Below are 18,387 nucleotides of genomic sequence, written 5' to 3' on the forward strand. Positions count from 1 at the left end.
ACCTGCCCGCACTGAAGCATCCCGAACAGCGAAAGGCGCGCCCCGTGACACGAGTAGCGATCATCGGCGGAGGCCCGGCCGGTTACGAGGCCGCCCTCGTGGCGGCCCAGCTCGGCGCCGACGTCACCCTCATCGAGGCCACCGGGGCCGGCGGCGCCTGCGTCCTCTCCGACTGCGTCCCCTCCAAGACGTTCATCGCCGCGTCCTCGGTCCTCACCGAGATCCACGAGTCCTCCGAGCTCGGCATCGGCACCAAGGAGGCGATGGCCGACCCCGGCGCCGTCAACGGCCGCGTCCGCCGCCTCGCCACCCAGCAGTCCGCCGACATCGCCCAGAAACTCGTCGACGCGGGCGTCGACATCGTCTACGGCCGCGCCGGCCTCCGCGTCGACAAGGGCTACAACTACGTCCACGAACTCCATGTGGTCCCCCTCGAAGGCGACCCGTACGACACCGACGCCGACGTCGTCCTCATCGCCACCGGCGCCACCCCCCGCACCCTCACCTCCGCGCCCGTCGACGGCGAGCGCATCCTCACCTGGCGCCAGCTCTACGACCTCAAGGAGCTCCCCGAGCACCTCGTCGTCGTCGGCTCCGGCGTCACCGGCGCCGAGTTCGCCTCCGCGTACCTCGCGATGGGCTCGGCGGTCACCCTCATCTCCTCGCGCGACCGCGTCATGCCCCACGAGGACGCCGAGGCCGCCGAGACCGTCGGCCGCGTCTTCGTGCGCCGCGGCATGGACGTGCGCAACCACTCCCGCGCCGCCGCCGCCCGCCGCACCGACACCGGCGTCGCCGTCGAACTCGACGGCGGCACCGTCGTCGAGGGCACCCACGCGCTCATCTGCGTCGGCTCGATCCCCAACTCCGACAACCTCGGCCTGCACGCCTACGGCGTCAAGGTCGACGAGCGCGGCTTCATCCCCGTCGACAAGGTCTCGCGCACCAACGTCCCCGGCGTGTACGCCGCCGGCGACGTCACCGGCGTCCACGCCCTCGCCTCCGTCGCCGCCATGCAGGGCCGCATCGCCATCTGGCACGCCCTCGGCGAGGCCGTGCGCCCCATCAAGCTCGCCCACGTCGCCGCGAACGTCTTCACCGACCCCGAGCTCGCCTCCGTCGGCGTCACCCAGGCCGACGTCGACTCCGGCAAAGTGGACTGCCGCGGCGTCCTGCTGCCCTTCGCGTCCAACCCGCGCGCGAAGATGGTCGACCGCACCGAGGGGTTCGTGAAGCTCTTCGCCTGGAACTCCTCGGGGATCGTCGCCGGCGGCGTCGTCGTCGGCTCCCGCGCCTCCGAGCTCATCACCCCGATCGCGCTCGCCGTGGAGCAGCGACTCACCGTCGAGCAGGTCGCCCGGACCTTCACGATCTACCCGTCGCTGTCCGGCTCGGTCGCCGAGGCCGCCCGCCAGCTCATGGAGTACTGACCGGCCACGCGAACGGGCCCGGGGCGAATGCCCCGGGCCCGTTCGCGTGCCGTCGCTACTCGAAGGTCTCGACCCGCAGGTGGCGGATGAGGTGCACGTCCGTGGCGCCGCCCGTCGAGGCCGCGAAACCGATCTTGAACGAGTCGGGGGCCGCGAACGGCATCGTCGTCTCCAGGGCCCGGTACCAGCCGTTGCCGTCGAGGAAGTCGAGGTCCACGGTCACCTTCGGGTGCTCGCCGTCGGTGATCTTCAGCTTCACCAGCCGCTTCGCGCCCTCGAGGGAATCCGAGCGCAGGCTCTCGGGGAACGCGGTCCCGTACAGGTCGCCGTCGACCGCGGTGCCGACCTTCTCGTCGGTCGCCGTCGTCGCCAGCAGGCAGTAGCCCTCGGTGCCCTGGCCGGGGCCGCGCAGCGCCACGTTGTCGGGGGCGCGGTTCATCGCCACCCGCAGGTGCTCGGGCGCCCGGTAGTCCTCGGGGCAGCCGTTGCCGCGGTTCTCGGTGTCCGCCGAGAAGTTCCCCCACGCGTCCAGGCCCAGGCCCAGGTAGGCGCCGTCGACGCCCGGGTTGTCGCCGTGCTGGGCGTAGCCCAGGCTCCCGCCGAACGCGCCCGCCTCGGTGAGGTCGGTGTCGCCGTCCACGAGGAAGAACGAGATGCCGTCCGCCCCCGTGCCGCCGTACTGGTACTGCGCGAACGTGACCTCGAAACCGCCCTGGTTCGGCAGGGCCTGGTTGAGGATCGCCGCGCCTGTGTTCGACTCGCTCGCGTCGGTGAGCTGGAGGAAGCCGGGCACCTTCCCGACCTCGGGGACCGGGCCGACCGCCTGGTCGGCGCACGACCCGAAGCCGTTGACGCCGTCGGGGTCGGTCGCGCCGGTCAGGCACGCGTCGAGCGAGAGCGCGGCGTCGGGGACGTCCTCGCCGTTGCTCGTCATGGGGGCGTTGAACAGCAGGACCTTCTTCTCCTCGTCCGCCGCCTGCGCCCCCGAGGCGCCCGGCAGCGCGGCCAGCGCCGCCGCGAGCAGCATCGAACCGGCCCCGAACATCGCAACTCGTCTCACTGGAACTCCCTCGCTGGTGCTGCGGCCCGGCCGGCTGCGGCCGGGCCCGATCGGCCTGCGGTCCTGGAACACCAGCGGCCGACTACTCAGCGAAGCTATATGAGAACTTCCTGTGAGGACGGTGGTTCCGTCAATTGCGGACGGACCCCGCGGCGACCGGACGAGAAAACCGGCCGCCGCCTCGTATTCCTCAGCCGTCCCGGCGCCGCATCGACAGCCACCCGCCCGCCAGCGCCGCACCCGTCCACGCCACCAGGATCGCGATCCCCGTCCACGCCCCGTAATCGCGCCCGAACGTCGGATCGCCCGGGATCGTCATGTGCATGATCACCATCGACACCTGATCGGGGAAGTACTGCACCACCGGCCGGATCGGATCGAGGTTCCCCAGACCCTGCCCCGACAGGAACAGCACCGGCAGCAGGATCGCCAGCGTCCACACCGTACTGCGCGTCACCACCGTCACCGCCGCCGCGAACACGCACATGAGCGTCAACCCGATCCACCCGCCCAGCAGCGACTCGACCGTCCCCCACGCCGCCCACGGCACCGCACGCTCGCCCGCCCGCGCCTGCACCACTGCGAACACCGCCAGCTCCACCGGCAGCACGACCGCCGCCGCGGCCCCGCCGACCGCCACCATCTTCGCCGCGAACAGCCGCCCCCGCGACGGCACCGCCGCCAGCGCCGCCCGCACCGTCCCCGAGGAGTACTCCGAACCGACGCACGAGACCGCGAACGTCACCAGCACCAACTGCGTCACCAGCAACCCCATGAACGTCGCCGCGAGGGTGTCCCCGTTGAAGAACGCGTCCTCGATCGACCCGCTGACGAGCCACCCGAACCCCAGCGACAGCGCCGCGAACACCGACAGCGTCACCGCCGTCGACCGCACCGACCGCAGCTTCACCCACTCCGCCGCCGTCGCCCTACCGAACGCCCTCATCGCGCACCCCCGCCCGGAACTCCACCGACTCGCTCGTCAACCGCATGAACGCCTCCTCGAGACCCGCACCCGACCCGCCGTGCGAGGCGATGAACGCCGCCGTCGACGAGTCCGCCAGCAGCCGCCCGCGCCCGATCACCACCAGGTGATCGGCCGTCAACGCCATCTCCGACATGAGATGGCTCGACACCAGCACCGTCCGGCCCTCCGCCGCCAGGCCCTTCATCAACCGCCTGATCCACACCACCCCTTCCGGATCGAGACCGTTCACCGGCTCGTCCAGAATGAGCACTTCTGGATCCCCCAGCAGCGCCGCCGCCACCCCGAGCCGCTGCCGCATCCCCAGCGACAACGCCCGCGCCCGCTTCCGCGCCGCACCCGCCATGCCCGTCGCCTCCAGCACCGCCGACACCCGCCGCTCACCGATCCCGTTGCTGCGCGCCAACCACCGCAGATGCTCCCGCACACTCCGGCTCGGATGCAGATCACCCGCCTCCAACAGCGCACCCACCTGCGTCAACGGACGCTCCAGCGACGCGTACGCCCGCCCCCCGACCGTCGCCGTGCCGCCCGTCGGCCGGTCGATCCCCAGGATCAGACGGATCGTCGTCGACTTCCCCGCCCCGTTCGGCCCCAGAAACCCCGTGACCCGCCCCGGCGCCACCGAGAACGACAACCCGTCGACGGCGGTGCCGCCCCGGTACCGCTTGCGCAAATCCCTCACTTCGATCATGAGGCAACCGTAGGAAAACCCACCCCACGGCGACAGTCGCCGAACGTCGCCCGCGACAACGACGAAAGAGAACACCAGGAGAGCCGCCCCGGCCGGATGCTCCGAATCGAAAGGGCTGCGTACCCTGACCGGATGAGAGGTCTCCTCGCCGCGATCGTCGTGGTCCTGGCCGAATTCGCCGTCCTCGCACTCATGCCCGCCGGGCCCGTCCCGTCCGGCATCCTCGTGATCCTCGCCGCCGCGGTCGTCGTCGCCCTCTGGCAGCGACACCGCCGCGCCGTGCGCGAACGCGAAGCCGCCGTGCACCGCGAACGGTTGCGCCTCGCCCGCGACATGCACGACCGCATCGGCCGACGCCTCGGCCTCGCCGCACTCCAGGCCGCGGCCCTCGAAGTCCGCGAAGACGACGACGAACGCCGCGCCGAAGTCCGCCAGGTCGGCGACACCGTCCGCGCCGCCGTCGAAGACCTGCACGGCCTGGTCGCCGTGCTGCGCACCGGAACCGAACCCGCGGCCCGGTTCGACTCGGCCGAGGCCGCCGCGCTGGCGGCCGTGTTCTTGGAGGCGGGCGTGACCGTCGAACTGAGCCAGGAGGGCGAGCCGAAGCCGCTCCCGCCGGCGGCGGCCGGTGCGGCGTACGCGGTCCTCGAAGAGGGTTTGGCGAACGCCGCCAAGCACGCTCCTGGGCTGCCCGTGCACGCGAGCGTGACGTGGGAGTCCGACGCGCTTCTGGTCGCGGTCGAGAATCCGCTGCCGGGCGCCGCCGCCGCGGCCGGTCCGGGTGGGCACGGCCTCGACGGCCTGCGCGAGCGCCTCGATGCCGCCGGGGGACTGCTCGACTGCCGGGCGGGCGGGGGCCGGTTCCGGTTGAGCGCGATGCTCCCGCTCGTGGCGGAGGTCGCGGCGCGGCCGCGGATCGCTCGGGTCGCCGCCGTGGCGACCGTGGTGCTCCTGCTGGTCCTGCTGCCGCTGACGACCGTGGCGGGGGTGCGGGAGCCGTGACCGCCGTGGTGATCGCCGACGACGAGCCGCTGGTGCTCGCGGGCGTCCGGACCATTCTCGAGGCGGCGGGCATCCGTGTGGCCGCAGCCGCGCAGGACGGCGGCGAAGCGCTCGCGGCGGTCGCCCGGCACCGCCCGGAGGTCGCCCTGGTCGACCTCCACATGCCGGGGCTCGGCGGCCTAGACGTCGTTGAGCGGCTCGCCGCGGCGTCCTCGGGGACGCGGGCGCTGGTGCTGACCTCCTTCGGGGAGCAGGAGAACGTGCTCGCCGCGGTGGAGGCCGGTGCGGCCGGGTTCGTCCTGAAGACGTGCGCGCCTGAGGAACTGGTGGCGGCGGTCCGGGCGGTCGCGGCGGGCCAGGCGTACCTGTCGCCCGCGGTCACGAGGATGGTGCTCGGCCTGGTCGCCCCCGAGTCGGTGCCGCGCCGACGCGACGCGGTGGAGCGCGTGGCGCGGCTGGCCGCGCGCGAACGCGACGTGCTCGACCTCGTCGCCGAGGGCCACTCGAACGCCGAGATCGCGCGCCGCGCCCACATGAGCGAGGCGACCGTGAAGACCTACGTGAGCCGCATCCTCGCCAAGCTCGATTGCGCGAACCGGGTCCAGGCGGCGATGCTGGCACGCGACGCGAGCACCTGATCGGCCCGTCCACAGCATTGTCCACAGGAGGTTATCCACAGGACGACAACTCGCCCTTGCCGACGGTGCGGACCTTATGCCACCGTTGAGCCATGAACGGGAACACGAACGAAACCACAGCGGCGACACTGCTCTACAAGCTCGTGACCTGCGCCGACGATGTTCGGTCCACAAGTTATCCACAGGCTGGAAATCAGTACTTGGCAGCAGCGCCCCGACCTGTGATTGTTGGTAGAGAAAAAACGTCTGCTCCGACGGTGGTGGTGGAGATGCGGGGCAGCGGAGTCCTGACAGGACTGACGGCGAGAGTGGGAAACCCCGGGGGCCGTCCCCGAAGACCGAGCGCGGGTGCACCCGCGCTCGGCTCCTGTCAGAACGCCTCGCGAGGAACAACCGCGGGCGCCCGCCGACGGGCGGACGCCCGCGGCCCCGCGGCCAGTGCCGCAGGGCCGCGAACTCGCCTTCGCTACCAGCTGCTGGGGACCGGCGCGCCTTCGGTGTAGCCGGCCGCCGACTGGATGCCGACCGCGGCGCGCTCGTGGAACTCTTCGAGGTTCGTCGCCCCCGCGTAGGTCGCGGCGGAACGGATGCCGGCCACGATCGAGTCGAGGAGGTCCTCCACGCCGGGGCGCTTCGGGTCCAGGTACATGCGGCCGGTCGAGATGCCCTCCTCGAACAGGGCCTTGCGGGCCTGCTCGAAGGAGGTCTCGGCGGCGCTGCGGGCCTTGACCGCGCGGGCCGAGGCCATGCCGAAGGACTCCTTGAACGGCTTGCCCTCGGTGTCGTAGTGCATGTCGCCGGGCGATTCGTGGGTCCCGGCGAACCAGGAGCCGATCATGACGTTCGAGGCGCCGGCCGCGAGGGCCAGGGCGACGTCGCGCGGGTGGCGGACGCCGCCGTCGGCCCACACGTGCCGTCCCATGCGCCGGGCGGTCGCCGAGCATTCGAGGACCGCCGAGAACTGCGGGCGGCCCACGCCGGTCATCATCCGGGTGGTGCACATCGCGCCCGGGCCGACGCCGACCTTGACGATGTCGGCGCCAGCGTTCACGAGGTCGAGGACGCCTTCAGCGGTGACCACGTTGCCCGCCGCGATCGGCAGGTCCGGGGCGGCGTCGCGCACCAGTTTGAGGGCGTCGAGCATCTTCTCCTGGTGCCCGTGCGCGGTGTCGACGACGATCACGTCGGCGCCGGCCTCGACGAGCGCGGCGGCCTTGCCGGTCACGTCGCCGTTGATGCCGATCGCCACGGCGATCCGCAGCTTCCCGGAGGCGTCCGTGTTCGGCCGGTAGATGGTGTTGCGCAGCGCGCCCGCCCGGGTGAGCACCCCGTGGAGGCGTTCGCCGTCGAGCACGGGCGCGAGCTTCACGTTCGCGGCCTCCAGGATCCGGAACGCCTCGGCGTCGGAGATCCCCAGCGGCAGCGTCACGAGCCGGTCGGAGGCGACCTGCTCCAGCTGGGTGAAGCGGTCGACGCCGCGGCAGTCGGCCTCGGTGACCACGCCGAGCGGGCGCCGCTCGGAGTCGGTGACGATGACCGCGCCGTGGGCGCGCTTGGAGAAGAGGGCGATCGCCTCGGCGACCGTGGCGGTCGGCGGGAGCGTCAGCGCCGCGTCGCAGTCGAGCGGGCGCGACTTCACGCGCGCGATCACGTCGGCGACCACGTCGACGGGGATGTCCTGCGGGATCACCGCCATCGCGCCGCGGCGCGCGAGCGTCTCGGCCATGCGGCGGCCCGAGACCGCGGTCATGTTCGCCGCGATGATCGGAATCGTGTTCCCGGTGCCGTCGTCGGTCGACAGGTCGACGTCGAGCCGCGAAGTCACCGCCGAGCGGTTCGGGACCATGAACACGTCCGAGTAGGTGAGGTCGTGTTCGGGTTGTCGGTCGATGAAGCGCATGGCAGATCCCCCTGTCGGGAGTGGTCGAGGTGTCGGCGGAGGATTTCCGCCGCCGAGAACCCTAACCCGGTTTCGATGGAGAGCAGCAGTGCTTGTGGCGTCACGCACAGCACTGACTATTGTCCCCCCTCAATGTTCCGGTTGTAAGTCCGCGATCTGACAGATCGGGGCACCGGCTGCGACGACGTCGCCGATCGCGACCTCCAGGCCCGAGACCGTCCCCGACTTGTGCGCCTCGATGGGCTGCTCCATCTTCATGGCCTCCAGGACCACGATGGTGTCGCCCTTGACGACCGACTGGCCGTCGGCGACCGCGACCTTGACGATGGTGCCCTGCATCGGCGAGGGCAGGCCGTCGCCGCCGATGGCGGGTCCGGCGTCGGACTGCTTCTTGGGGCCGCGCTTCTTCGGCTTGTTCGCGCTCACCGGGTTCAGCAGCCCGGCGGGGATCGACACCTCCAGGCGCTTCCCGCCGACCTCGACGACGAGGCTGGTGCGCTCCTCGGCGTCCCCGCCGATCCCTGCCGCCGCGTCGAACGGCGCGAGCGTGTTGTCCCACTCCGTCTCGATCCACCGCGTGTGCACGGTGAAGTCCTCGGCGAACGCCGGGTCCTCGATGACGGCCCGGTGGAACGGCAGCACCGTCGCGAGCCCGTCGACCTCCATCTCGGCGAGGGCCCGCCGCGAGCGCCGCAGCGCCTCCTCGCGGGTCGGTGCGGTGACGATGACCTTCGCCAGCAGCGAGTCGAAGTTCCCGTCGATGACGGTCCCCTCCTCGATGCCGGTGTCGACGCGCACGCCCGGCCCGGCGGGCAGGCGCAGCCGCGTGACGGTCCCGGGGGCGGGCAGGAACCCGCGGCCCGGGTCCTCGCCGTTGATGCGGAACTCGATGGAGTGCCCGCGAGGCTCGGGGTCCTCGGTCATGGGGACGGCCTCGCCGGAGGCGATGCGGAACTGCTCGCGGACCAGGTCGAGGCCGCTGGTCTCCTCGGAGACGGGGTGCTCGACCTGGAGGCGGGTGTTCACTTCGAGGAAGGAGATGGTGCCGTCGACGGCGACGAGGAACTCGACGGTGCCCGCGCCGTGGTAGTCGGCCTCCTTGCAGATGGCCTTCGCGGCGGCGTGGATGGTCGCGCGCTGGTCGTCGGTGAGGAACGGCGCGGGGGCCTCCTCGACGAGCTTCTGGTGGCGGCGCTGGAGCGAGCAGTCGCGGGTGCCGACGACGATGACGTTGCCGTGCGTGTCGGCCAGGACCTGCGCCTCGACGTGGCGGGGCCGGTCGAGGTAGCGCTCGACGAAGCATTCGCCGCGCCCGAACGCGGCCTCGGCCTCGCGCACGGCCGACTCGAACAGGTCGGGGATCTCGTCGCGTTCGCGGGCGACCTTGAGGCCGCGGCCGCCGCCGCCGAAGGCGGCCTTGATGGCGACGGGGAGGCCGTGCTCGTCGGCGAACGCGAGGATCTCGGAGGCGTCCTCGACGGGGTCCTTGGTGCCGGGCACCAGGGGCACGTCGGCCTTCATGGCGAGGTGGCGGGCGGTGACCTTGTCGCCGAGGTCCCTGATGGACTGCGGGGTGGGTCCGATCCAGGTGAGCCCGGCGTCGATGACGGCCTGGGCGAACTCGGCGTTCTCGGAGAGGAAGCCGTAGCCGGGGTGGACCGCGTCGGCCTCCGACCGCTGGGCGATCTTCAGCAGTTTGTCGATCCGCAGATACGTGTCGGCGGCGGTGAGGCCGTCGAGGGCGAAGGCCTCGTCGGCCAGGAGCGTGTGGGGAGCATCGCGGTCGCCGTCGGCGTAGACGGCGACGGACTCGTAACCGGCGTCCCGGCAGGCCCGGATGACTCTCACTGCGATCTCGCCGCGGTTGGCGATCAAAACCTTGCGCACGTCCCGCAGTGTAGTGGCCGCGTATCCGAGCGCGGGGGGATGGCGAACCCGATGGCATGGATGAACCGGTATAAAGCACTCGATCTTTGGTGGTTCTCCACAAGGCAAGTTGTGGATTTTTTAAGGTGATCTATTAAACGATCGTTCAGGTGACACGATCGGCTCACCTCACTCGTCGAACAGGTGGTGCCGCTCGGTGACCGTGTCGATGAACCGTTCGCTGCTGATCGCCTCGCGCCAGTGGCCGGCCTGCGCGGCGTCGAGGTCGGCTCCGACCTCCAGGTCGCCCGACTCGATGCGGTTCGCCGTGTCCTCGCACCATTCGGCGTCGGTGTTCCACAGGTCGGTCTGGCGCTTGAGCATGGCCCGCGCGTGGGCGGGCACGAACTCGCCCTCCCGGCCCTGGACGAACTCGGGGGTGGTGGCGGCCAGCAGGATCGTCACCTGCTCGACGCGGGAGTAGAGCACCTCGGCCCGCTGCCGCAGGATCGCGATGTTCTCGGCCGGGGTGAGCACCTGCGCGAACGCCCAGGCGGTGGCGAAGGGGTCGTCGCGTTCGGCCACGTCCCACAGCTTCTCGCGCAGTGTCCGCTGGAACTCGGCCTCGCCTTTCGCGGTGATCCGGTACGTGGTCCTGGCGGGCCGGTCGTCCACCGACTCGGTGGCGGCGACCTCCAGCTGGCCGTCGGCGGTGAGGCGCTTGAGGGCGTGGTAGATCGAGCCCGCCCCGACCTCCGGGGCTCCGGGCATCCGCCAGGTGTCGAGTTCGCGGCGGACGAGGTAGCCGTGGACGGGGCCGAGCCACCGCACCAGGCCGAGGACGAGCAGTCGCGTACTCCACATGCACGCAATGTTACTTCATCCTTGACTATCGCATTTCAGCCCGCCGGTGCAGGTGGCGCACGTGATATTCCAAGTTGCGGCCTTGATCGACACCTGTATATAGTCAAACTTGATCAAGGAAACCGGCCGTCTCAGGGCGGCCACGACCCACCCACCCGTGAGGTACCCATGCTCATCGAGACCAAGGGGCTGAAGAAGACCTTCAAGTCCCGCGGCAAGGAGGTCGAGGCCGTGCGCGGCGTCGACCTCGCCGTCAAGGAGGGCGAGATCTTCGGACTCCTCGGCCCCAACGGCGCCGGCAAGACCACCACGATGCGGATGCTCAGCACCCTCATCGAACCCACCGAGGGCAAGGTGAGCGTCTGCGGCCACGACCTCGCCCGCGACCCCGCCGGCGTGCGCCGCGACATCGGCTTCGTCGGCCAGGAGGGCGGCACCTGGGGCGAGGTGACCGCCCGCGACGAACTCGTCATGCAGGGCCGCCTCTACGGCAAGTCCAAGCGCGAGTCCGCCGCGCGCGCCGCGGTCGTTCTCAAGGCCTTCCAACTCGAAGAGTTCGCCGACCGCATGGTCAAGACCTACTCCGGCGGCCAGAAGCGCCGCCTCGACATCGCCCTGGGCGTCATGCACGAGCCCAAGCTCCTGTTCCTGGACGAGCCGACCACCGGGCTCGACCCGCAGTCGCGCGCCCACATGTGGGACGAGGTGCGGGCCCTGCGCGAACGCGGCACCGCGGTCTTCCTGACCACGCACTACCTCGACGAGGCCGACGCCCTGTGCGACCGGATCGCCATCATCGACCACGGCGAGATCGTCGCCGAGGGCACGCCGCTGTCGCTCAAGAAGGAGGTCGCCGGCGACGTCGTCCTCATCGGCGTGACCGGCCAGGCCGCCGAGGCCCACGAACTCCTGGGCGGCAAGGGCTTCGTCCGCGAGGTCGAGGCCGGCGAACCCGACCCGGCCACCGGGGTCGCGCTCCTGCGCCTCTACGTCGACGACGGCGCCGCAGCGCTCCCCGAGCTGCTGCGCGCCCTCGACACCGCCGCGATCGCCCCCGCCTCCATCGAGCTGCACCGGCCCAGCCTCGACGACGTGTTCCTGAAGCAGACCGGCCGGTCGCTGCGAGAGGAGAAGTGACCATGAAGGCACTGCGCGACACCTGGCTCGTCTACTCGCGGGCCATGAAGCTCAACCTCAAGCAGCCGGTGTGGCTGGTCGTCATGCTCATCCAGCCGCTGTACTTCCTCATCTTCTTCGCCCCGCTCCTCGACGGCCTGGAGGGCACCCCCGGTTTCGAGGCGGGCGCGATGGAGACCTTCGTGCCGGGCCTGATCATCATGATGGCGCTGTTCGGCTCGACCTTCGTCGGCTTCGGCCTCATCGCGGAGCTGCGCCAGGGGGTCATCGAGCGGATGCGGGTCACCCCGGTCAGCCGCGTCGCCCTGCTCATCGGCCGGACGCTCTCGACGGTCACCACCACGGTGATCCAGGCGTTCATCCTCGTCGTGCTGGCCGCGCTCATCGGCGGCCTCCAGATCGACTGGGGCGGCGTGTTCCTCATGTTCGGGATCATCATCCTGACCTCGTTCATGCTCGGCGCGCTCTCGTACGGCGTGGCGATGGTCCTCAAGAGCGAGGACACGCTCGCGCCCGTGCTCAACACCGTGGTCCAGCCGATCATGCTGCTGTCGGGCATCATGCTGCCCATGGCGCTGGCGCCGGCATGGCTCCAGTCGGTGGCCGACTTCAACCCGTTCTACTACGCGGTCGAGGCCGCCCGGTCCCTGTTCGCGGGGGACCTCGGCAACGACGCGGTGTGGCAGGCCGCGGTCTTCATCGGCGGCCTCGCGGTGCTCCTCGTCTGGTGGGCCAGCCGCAAGTTCGCCCGCGCGGTCGCCTGACCGCGACCGCCCGTCCCGCAACGGGAAGGGCCGCCGCGCACCGTCGGGTGCGCGGCGGCCCTTTCACTCTTTCGGGCGACATTTTTCCTTACGCGTGTAAGAACGGGGGTTTTCTGTCGGACCCGCCCGGGAGACTTGACGTGGGGTCGCCCCCCTGGGAGGGCGGGGGACTGCCCGGGGCCGGTCAGAGGGCCTCGACGTCGTCGGCGCCGCGCAGCGCACCCCGCGTGTCCAGCACCGGCACCCCCGAAGGCAGCGCCTCGGGCGTGTACTCCGCGTGGTGCGTCAGCACCACGATGAGGTCGGCCTTCGCGGTCGCCAGATCGGCCACCCGTTCGACCTCGTGCCCCGCCACGCTCCACGACGCCACGTGCGGATCGTGGTACGCGAGCTCCGCGCCCGCCTCGACGAGCTTGCGGCCCACCGGCGTCGAAGGCGACTCGCGCTGGTCGGCGATGTCGGGCTTGTACGTCACCCCGAGCAGCAGCACCCGCGCCCGCGACAGCGCCAGGCCCGACGCGTTGAGCTTCGCCATCGCCCGCCCCACGACGTACTCCGGCATCCGGTTGTTGATCTCCTGTGCCAGCTCCACGAACCGGAACGGGTAGCCCAGCGTCCGCACCTTGTACGACAGGTAGTTCGGGTCGATCGGGATGCAGTGCCCCCCGACCCCCGGCCCCGGGTAGAACGCCTGGTACCCGAACGGCTTCGTCTTCGCCAGGTCGATCGCGTCCCACAGGTCCACGCCGAGCTCCCGGCAGAACACCGCCATCTCGTTCACCAGCGCGATGTTCACATGCCGGTACGTGTTCTCCAGCAGCTTCGCCATCTCCGCCTCGCGTGTGCCCTTCGCCACCACGATCCGGTCGATGAACGCGCCGTACAGGTCCCGCGCGGCCGCGGTGCACGCCTCGGTGAACCCGCCGACGACCTTGGGGGTGTTGACGATCCCGTACACCGGGTTGCCGGGGTCCACGCGCTCGGGCGAGAACGCGAGGTGGAAGTCCACGCCCGGCTCCAGGCCCGACTCCTCGCGCAGGATCGGGGCCACGATCTCCTCGGTGGTGCCCGGGTACGTCGTCGACTCCAGGACCACGAGCGCGCCCCGGGCCAGGTGCTTCCCGGCCGAGTGCGCGGCGCCGACGACGGCCGCCAGGTCGGGGCCGCCGGCCTCGCCCAGCGGGGTCGGGACGCAGATGACGATCGCCTTGGCGCGCGCCTGGACGGCGGGGTCGGCGGTGGCCGTGTAGCCCTGGCGGAGCATCGCGTCGAGTTCGGCGTCGGCGATGTCGTCGATGTGGCTGGCGCCGGCGTTCAGGGCGTCGACCACCCGCTGCGAGCGGTCGAGGCCGACCACGGTGAGGCCCTTGGCGGTCGCCGCCTGCGCCAGCGGCAGGCCGACGTAGCCCTGGCCGACCACGACGAGGTCGACGGGAGGGCCTGCCTGCACAACGGGTGCCACAATGGACTCCTCTGCGATTGGACGGGGTGTGCGGTGTGAATGCGAATCGAGATTAGCAATCTTCGGCGCGGTCCTATTGACCAGGGTAAACGTCGATCCGTGTTGGTCGCGCGTTCATTTCTCGTCCATGTCGGAGTCGACATCGGTCGATCGAACCGTTTGTTCACCGACAGATCGATAAGAGTTCACCGGTCGCGAATGGGCGCCGTGAGGCGCCCGCGGCGACCCTCCTGAGGTGCGAATCCTGCCGTTCACGAGCCGAAATGGGTGATTCGTACAGTCGCGCACGTCATATTCGGCGGCCGGTGCGGCTGTTCTTCCGGAGTTACCATCGGTGTCATGCCCTCATTGAGCATCGTCATCCCCGTCTACGAGGCCGAGGAATACCTCGCAGGGTGCCTCGACACCATCGTGGGCGGCGAGGAAGACCGGCTCGAAGTCGTCGTGGTCGACGACTGCTCGCCCGACGGCTCCCGTGCCGTCGCCGAGCGCTACGCGCAGGGCGACGACCGCATCAGGATCGTCTCCACCCCCGAGAACGCCGGTTCGGGCCCGGCCCGCAACGTCGGCCTCGCCGAGGCCACCGGCGACTACGTGTGGTTCGTGGACGCCGACGACGAGCTCAAGCCCGGCGCCGTCGCGCGCGTCCTCGCCGCGGTGGCCGCGGGGCCGGACGTGGTGCTCGTGCAGCACGAGAAGGTCCGCGACATCGGCACGCCCACCGGGGAGGTCGTGGAGATCGGCGAGCTCGCCGACCTCGCGGAGCACTGCCCGGCCGACCCGGGCGCGTTCACGCTCGCGCAGTGGCCGCAGATCGTGGACTACACGCACACGCCCTGGACGAAGGTCTCCCGGCGCGGCTTCCTCACCGGGATCGACCTCGACTTCCCCGCGGGCTGGTACACCGACATCCCCTGGACGTACGGGCTGCTGCACCGCGCGGAGCGGATCGCCGTGGTCACCGAGTGCTGCTACCAGTGGCGCCAGCGGGCGGGCTCGTCCATCACGCGCACCCGCGACGACCGGCACTTCGACGTGTTCACCCAGTGGCAGCGCACCTGGGACGACCTTGCGGGCGTCGAGGACGAGGGCGTGCGGGTGGCGCTGTTCAACCACATGGTCTGGCACCTGCTGCTCGTCATCGGCAACACCGAGCGCGTCGACCCGAAGAAGCGCCGCGAGTTCTTCCGCCGCACCTCCGAGCTGTACCGCCGGTACCACCCGGGGCCGGAGGCGTGGCGTCCCGCCGAGGGCGTGACGGGCCTCAAGCAGCGGCTCCTCGCCGCCCGGGCCTATCTCGGGTACGAGGCGCTGCGCCAGGTGTACCGGCTCTCCAAGCGGGTGCAGCGGACCGGCCGTCCGGCCGGGGGGTCAGCGTCCGAGCGTGCGCTTCAGCAGCCCGAAGGCCTTGCCGCCCAGACCTTCGGCGGCCCCACCGGGCTCGGCCGCGACTGACGGCTCCGGGGCGGTGAAGGCCGCCGCGAGCGGCCCGGACACGACCCGCTGGTAGCCCCACACCGCGTCGATCGCGACGCCGAGGTGCGCCGCCCGCGCGGCGGCGGCGGTCCGCTCCAGGCGCACCATCCCCTGCGGCAGTGCGACTTCGACCAGGCCGAGCCGGTGCTCGTTCGCGTGGGCCACAATGGACGCCACTGCTTCGGGCCCCGCGGTCACCGCGTCGGGGACGTGGAGGCGGTAGGGCACTCTCGGGTCCACGGGCGCTTCGGCGGCGAACCGCACCCGCGGCTCGCCGCGGAAGGACTCGACGAGCAGCCGCGCGTCGAGGTCCGGGTCGTCCAGGGGCGCATGGCGTCCGGTGACGGGTTCGGGCCACTTGCCGAGCACGGTCACCCGCAGGTCGGGCACCGAGCCGGACAGGAGGGCATCCACACAGGACTCGATGTCGACGTCCGCACCAGAGGCGGTCGGCGCGTCGGTGGCCGGTTCCCTCTCGGCCGCATCAGTATCCGGCGTGGACGGAACGACGATCACGTCGGCGAGCGGCGTGTCCCAGCCGCGGGACGCCCTGGGGCGCTTGCGGTCGAGTTCGGGCACGCGGTTGGCGATGTGGGGGCGGCGGTACCGCTTCGCGAGGTCGCCGCGGGCGGCGATCTGGCGGGGGCCCAGGTGCCACGACGAGGACCGGTCGTCGGGCACGAACACGGCGCCGGCCTGGTGCAGCCGGTACCCGAAGACGGTATCGGAACCGAGCACCACCTCCGCGTCCATGCCGCCCGAGGCCTCGAACAGGCTGCGGTGCACCGAGAACGAGGCGCCCACGAGCACCCGGAAGGCCCGGTGGTCGGCCTCGCGGAGCCCGCCCGTGACGTCGATGATCGTCTCGATCCACTGCGGCTCGGAGGCCCCGGCGTCGAACAGCTCCCCGGCCCTGCCCTCGCGCACCGCCGCGAACACCGCCGCCGGGTCGAGGTCGCCCGGCCGGTAGTCCACGAACCGCTTGTGCCCCAGTACGGCCAGGTAGTCCGCGGTGTGGTGCCAGCGCAGCTGCGACGCGACGTGGTCGTCGAAGACGAGCATGTCCGAGTCGAGGCGCAGGATCACGTCGCCGTCGCTGTGGGCCGCGCCGGTGTTGGTGGCGTGGGCCGAGGCCCAGCCGACACCGGTGGTGACGGGGTCCGGGGCGATGAGGCGGGTGTGTTCGGGGCGCAGTTCGGGCAGGCGCAGGGGCGGTGTGGAGCCGTCGTCGACGACGACGACTTCGAGGAGGTCGGCGGGGGAGGTCTGGGCGGCGAGGGCGGCCAGGGTCACGTCGAGCTTGTCCTGGTGGCCGTGGGCGGGGACGACGACGCTGACGCTGAGGACCGGGTCGTCGTCGGTTCTGACGAGCGGGCCGTAGTCGTTGTGGCGCAGGACGGCCGGGTTCGCGTGCGGTCCGTTCATGCCTGGGCGCCCATGCGGTGGCGTGTCATGTCGGCCGCCTTCATCTGCGGAGGAGGGCGCGCAGGCGCGCGCGTTGGCGGGCGTCGAGGAGGCGCCGGACGAGTCGGCGGGCGGGGTCGGCGGGCGGGGGGTTGAAGACGGTGGGGCCGGGTTCGGGTTCGGCGAGGCCCTGGTGTTCGGCGACGCCCCAGATGCCGGCGACGACCTGGTCGAGGTCGGTGTCGCCGGTGATGTGGCGGGCGCGGGCGAAGGCGGCGGTCCGTTCGAGGCGGGCCGGGGGGCCGTCGGGGAGGGCGGCGAGGAGGAGACCGGCGTCGACGCGTTCGATGGCGGCGAGGAGTTTGCCGATGCTCTTGGGGCCGAGGGGTATCGGTTTGGGCAGGAGGAGCCGGTAGGGGACGGCGGGGTCGTGCTCGGGGGTGTCGGTGCTGCGGCGCACGCGTGTTTCGGTGCCGTAGAGCTCTTCGATGAGGCGCGGTTGGGCGCCGTCGCCGGCGAGGATGGAGACGCGGTCGTGCGGCGGGGGGCCCTGGCCGGTGACGAGGGTGATGCGGGCGTCGCCGTCGGGGCCGCCGAGGATCGGGGCGACGCAGGCGTCCACATCGGCCACCGTTGCGTCGGTGATGTCGATCACGATGTCTATCAGGGGGACTCGCCAGGCGCGGGGCGGGGCGGTGCGGCGCATGCCGTGGAGGGGGACGCGCTGTGCGATGTGGGGGACGCGCTGTCGGCGTCCTTCGTCCTCTTTGGCCTGCATCTGGGGGATGCCGAGGTGCCAGGCGGACGATTGGGTCTCGGGGACGAAGACGGCGCCGGCCTGGGCGAGGCGGTAGGCGAACTCGGTGTCCGAGCCCAGGCGCAGGTCGGTGTCGAGGCCGCCGACGGTCTTGAAGAGGTCGCGGTGGAGGGAGCCGGTGGCGCCGATGAAGACGCGGTAGTTGCCGGGGTGGTGGGCGGTCAGGCCGTCGGTGTCGGCGATGACGTGCTCGATCCAGTGCGGGGCGGAGTCCTCGACGGCGAAGAGGGCGGCGGCCTCGCCGCACGCGACTTTCTCGTGGACCTGCTCGGGGGTCATGCGGCCCGGTTCCCACGCGACGAAGCGCTTGTGGCCGAGGACGGCGAGGTAGTCGGCGGCGTGGTGCCAGCGCAGCTGCTGTTCGACGTGGTCGGCGTAGGCGACCATGTCGGCGTCGAGGCGCAGGACGACCTGGCCTTCGGCGTGGTCGACGCCGGTGTTGACGGCGTGGGCCGAGCCCCAGGAGTCGGGGGCGGTGGTGACGAGGCGGGTGTGTTCGGGGCGCAGTTCGGGCAGGCGCAGGGGCGGCTGCGAGTTGTCGTCGACGACGACGACTTCGAGGAGGTCGGCGGGGTAGGTCTGGGCGGCGAGGGCGGCGAGGGTGAGGTCGAGCTTGTCCTGGCCGCCGTAGGCCGGCACGACCACGCTCACCGCGAGACTGGGCTTCCAATCGACTGCATTCGACGGGCGGAGCGCCCTATAGTCGTTGCGGATGATGCGCGGGCGTTTCGTTGAGTCGCTCATTTCGCGCCCACGATATCCCGGGCGCGAATGCGAGTACTGACCGGCTTCCCAGTTCAGCATCTGTTTACACAGGCAAGGGCTTTTGTTCGTGTGCAATTCAACTCCATTGCGATTGGACACGCGAAGATCTGGGCGGAATGGAAC

At 71.2% G+C, this 18,387-nt stretch carries 14 protein-coding genes and 2 pseudogenes; 6 read left to right on the forward strand and 10 right to left on the reverse strand.

From position 1 onward, the window contains the following. Positions 1-44 precede the first annotated feature (44 nt). Positions 45-1,430, forward strand: coding sequence for an NAD(P)H-quinone dehydrogenase (locus E9998_RS00260; RefSeq protein ID WP_136527711.1), 1,386 nt, complete (start codon positions 45-47; stop codon positions 1,428-1,430). A 55-nt stretch (positions 1,431-1,485) separates the two neighbouring features. On the opposite strand, the gene E9998_RS00265 is transcribed toward E9998_RS00260, so the two are convergent. The 3 genes from E9998_RS00265 to E9998_RS00275 form a co-directional block, all read right to left on the reverse strand. Further along, entirely contained in the window at positions 1,486-2,490 is a 1,005-nt protein-coding gene (locus tag E9998_RS00265) for an L-type lectin family protein (RefSeq protein ID WP_136527712.1), read from the reverse strand. Positions 2,491-2,680: 190 nt separating this feature from the next. Beyond that, positions 2,681-3,400, reverse strand: a complete 720-nt coding sequence (locus E9998_RS00270) for an ABC-2 transporter permease (RefSeq protein WP_158299643.1) — start codon at positions 3,398-3,400, stop codon at positions 2,681-2,683. Positions 3,401-3,419: 19 nt separating this feature from the next. Then, the gene (locus E9998_RS00275) at positions 3,420-4,169 is read right to left on the reverse strand and encodes an ABC transporter ATP-binding protein (protein WP_136527714.1); all 750 of its coding nucleotides are present in this window, start codon (positions 4,167-4,169) and stop codon (positions 3,420-3,422) included. Positions 4,170-4,301: 132 nt separating this feature from the next. Here E9998_RS00275 and E9998_RS00280 point away from each other — a divergent pair, with 132 nt between their 5' ends. Next, positions 4,302-5,171: a sensor histidine kinase gene (locus E9998_RS00280; protein ID WP_158299644.1), complete on the forward strand. Its 870-nt coding sequence runs from the start codon at positions 4,302-4,304 to the stop codon at positions 5,169-5,171. Further along, the gene (locus tag E9998_RS00285; protein ID WP_136527716.1) at positions 5,168-5,809 is read left to right on the forward strand and encodes a response regulator; all 642 of its coding nucleotides are present in this window, start codon (positions 5,168-5,170) and stop codon (positions 5,807-5,809) included. The genes E9998_RS00280 and E9998_RS00285 overlap by 4 nt, the downstream gene beginning before the upstream one ends. A 466-nt stretch (positions 5,810-6,275) precedes the next feature. On the opposite strand, the gene E9998_RS00290 is transcribed toward E9998_RS00285, so the two are convergent. The 4 genes and pseudogenes from E9998_RS00290 to E9998_RS00300 form a co-directional block, all read right to left on the reverse strand. After that, complete coding sequence (locus tag E9998_RS00290; RefSeq protein WP_136527717.1) at positions 6,276-7,709, reverse strand: GuaB1 family IMP dehydrogenase-related protein; 1,434 nt, start codon at positions 7,707-7,709, stop codon at positions 6,276-6,278. A gap of 129 nt (positions 7,710-7,838) precedes the next feature. Next, a pseudogene (locus tag E9998_RS26970) lies at positions 7,839-8,087 on the reverse strand (acyl-CoA carboxylase biotin carboxyl carrier protein subunit); the annotation flags it as partial. Positions 8,088-8,144: 57 nt separating this feature from the next. Beyond that, positions 8,145-9,596 (reverse strand): annotated as a pseudogene (locus tag E9998_RS00295) (acetyl-CoA carboxylase biotin carboxylase subunit); the annotation flags it as partial. A 168-nt stretch (positions 9,597-9,764) separates the two neighbouring features. Further along, on the reverse strand, positions 9,765-10,439 hold the full coding sequence (locus E9998_RS00300; RefSeq protein WP_136527719.1) for a PadR family transcriptional regulator: 675 nt from the start codon (positions 10,437-10,439) through the stop codon (positions 9,765-9,767). 168 nt (positions 10,440-10,607) lie between these two features. On the opposite strand from E9998_RS00300, the gene E9998_RS00305 reads away from it, so the two are divergent. Next, on the forward strand, positions 10,608-11,576 hold the full coding sequence (locus tag E9998_RS00305; RefSeq protein WP_136527720.1) for an ATP-binding cassette domain-containing protein: 969 nt from the start codon (positions 10,608-10,610) through the stop codon (positions 11,574-11,576). A gap of 2 nt (positions 11,577-11,578) precedes the next feature. After that, a complete protein-coding gene (locus E9998_RS00310) occupies positions 11,579-12,340 on the forward strand; it encodes an ABC transporter permease (RefSeq protein ID WP_136527721.1) in 762 nt (253 codons plus the stop codon). 184 nt (positions 12,341-12,524) lie between these two features. Here the strand turns inward: E9998_RS00310 and E9998_RS00315 are convergent, their stop codons facing one another. Then, positions 12,525-13,802, reverse strand: a complete 1,278-nt coding sequence (locus E9998_RS00315; protein ID WP_204745167.1) for a nucleotide sugar dehydrogenase — start codon at positions 13,800-13,802, stop codon at positions 12,525-12,527. 339 nt (positions 13,803-14,141) lie between these two features. On the opposite strand from E9998_RS00315, the gene E9998_RS00320 reads away from it, so the two are divergent. Further along, positions 14,142-15,257 carry a glycosyltransferase gene (locus E9998_RS00320; RefSeq protein WP_136527722.1) on the forward strand — a complete coding sequence of 372 codons (1,116 nt, stop codon included), beginning with the start codon at positions 14,142-14,144 and terminating at the stop codon, positions 15,255-15,257. Here E9998_RS00320 and E9998_RS00325 read toward each other — a convergent pair. Both E9998_RS00325 and E9998_RS00330 read right to left on the reverse strand, forming a co-directional pair. Continuing rightward, a complete protein-coding gene (locus E9998_RS00325) occupies positions 15,174-16,703 on the reverse strand; it encodes a glycosyltransferase family 2 protein (RefSeq protein WP_136527723.1) in 1,530 nt (509 codons plus the stop codon). The genes E9998_RS00320 and E9998_RS00325 overlap by 84 nt on opposite strands. A gap of 40 nt (positions 16,704-16,743) precedes the next feature. Continuing rightward, on the reverse strand, positions 16,744-18,150 hold the full coding sequence (locus E9998_RS00330; RefSeq protein WP_158299645.1) for a glycosyltransferase family 2 protein: 1,407 nt from the start codon (positions 18,148-18,150) through the stop codon (positions 16,744-16,746). Positions 18,151-18,387: the final 237 nt, after the last annotated feature.

Source organism: Glycomyces paridis (assembly GCF_004912155.1).
GTDB classification, from domain to species: domain Bacteria; phylum Actinomycetota; class Actinomycetes; order Mycobacteriales; family Micromonosporaceae; genus Glycomyces; species Glycomyces paridis.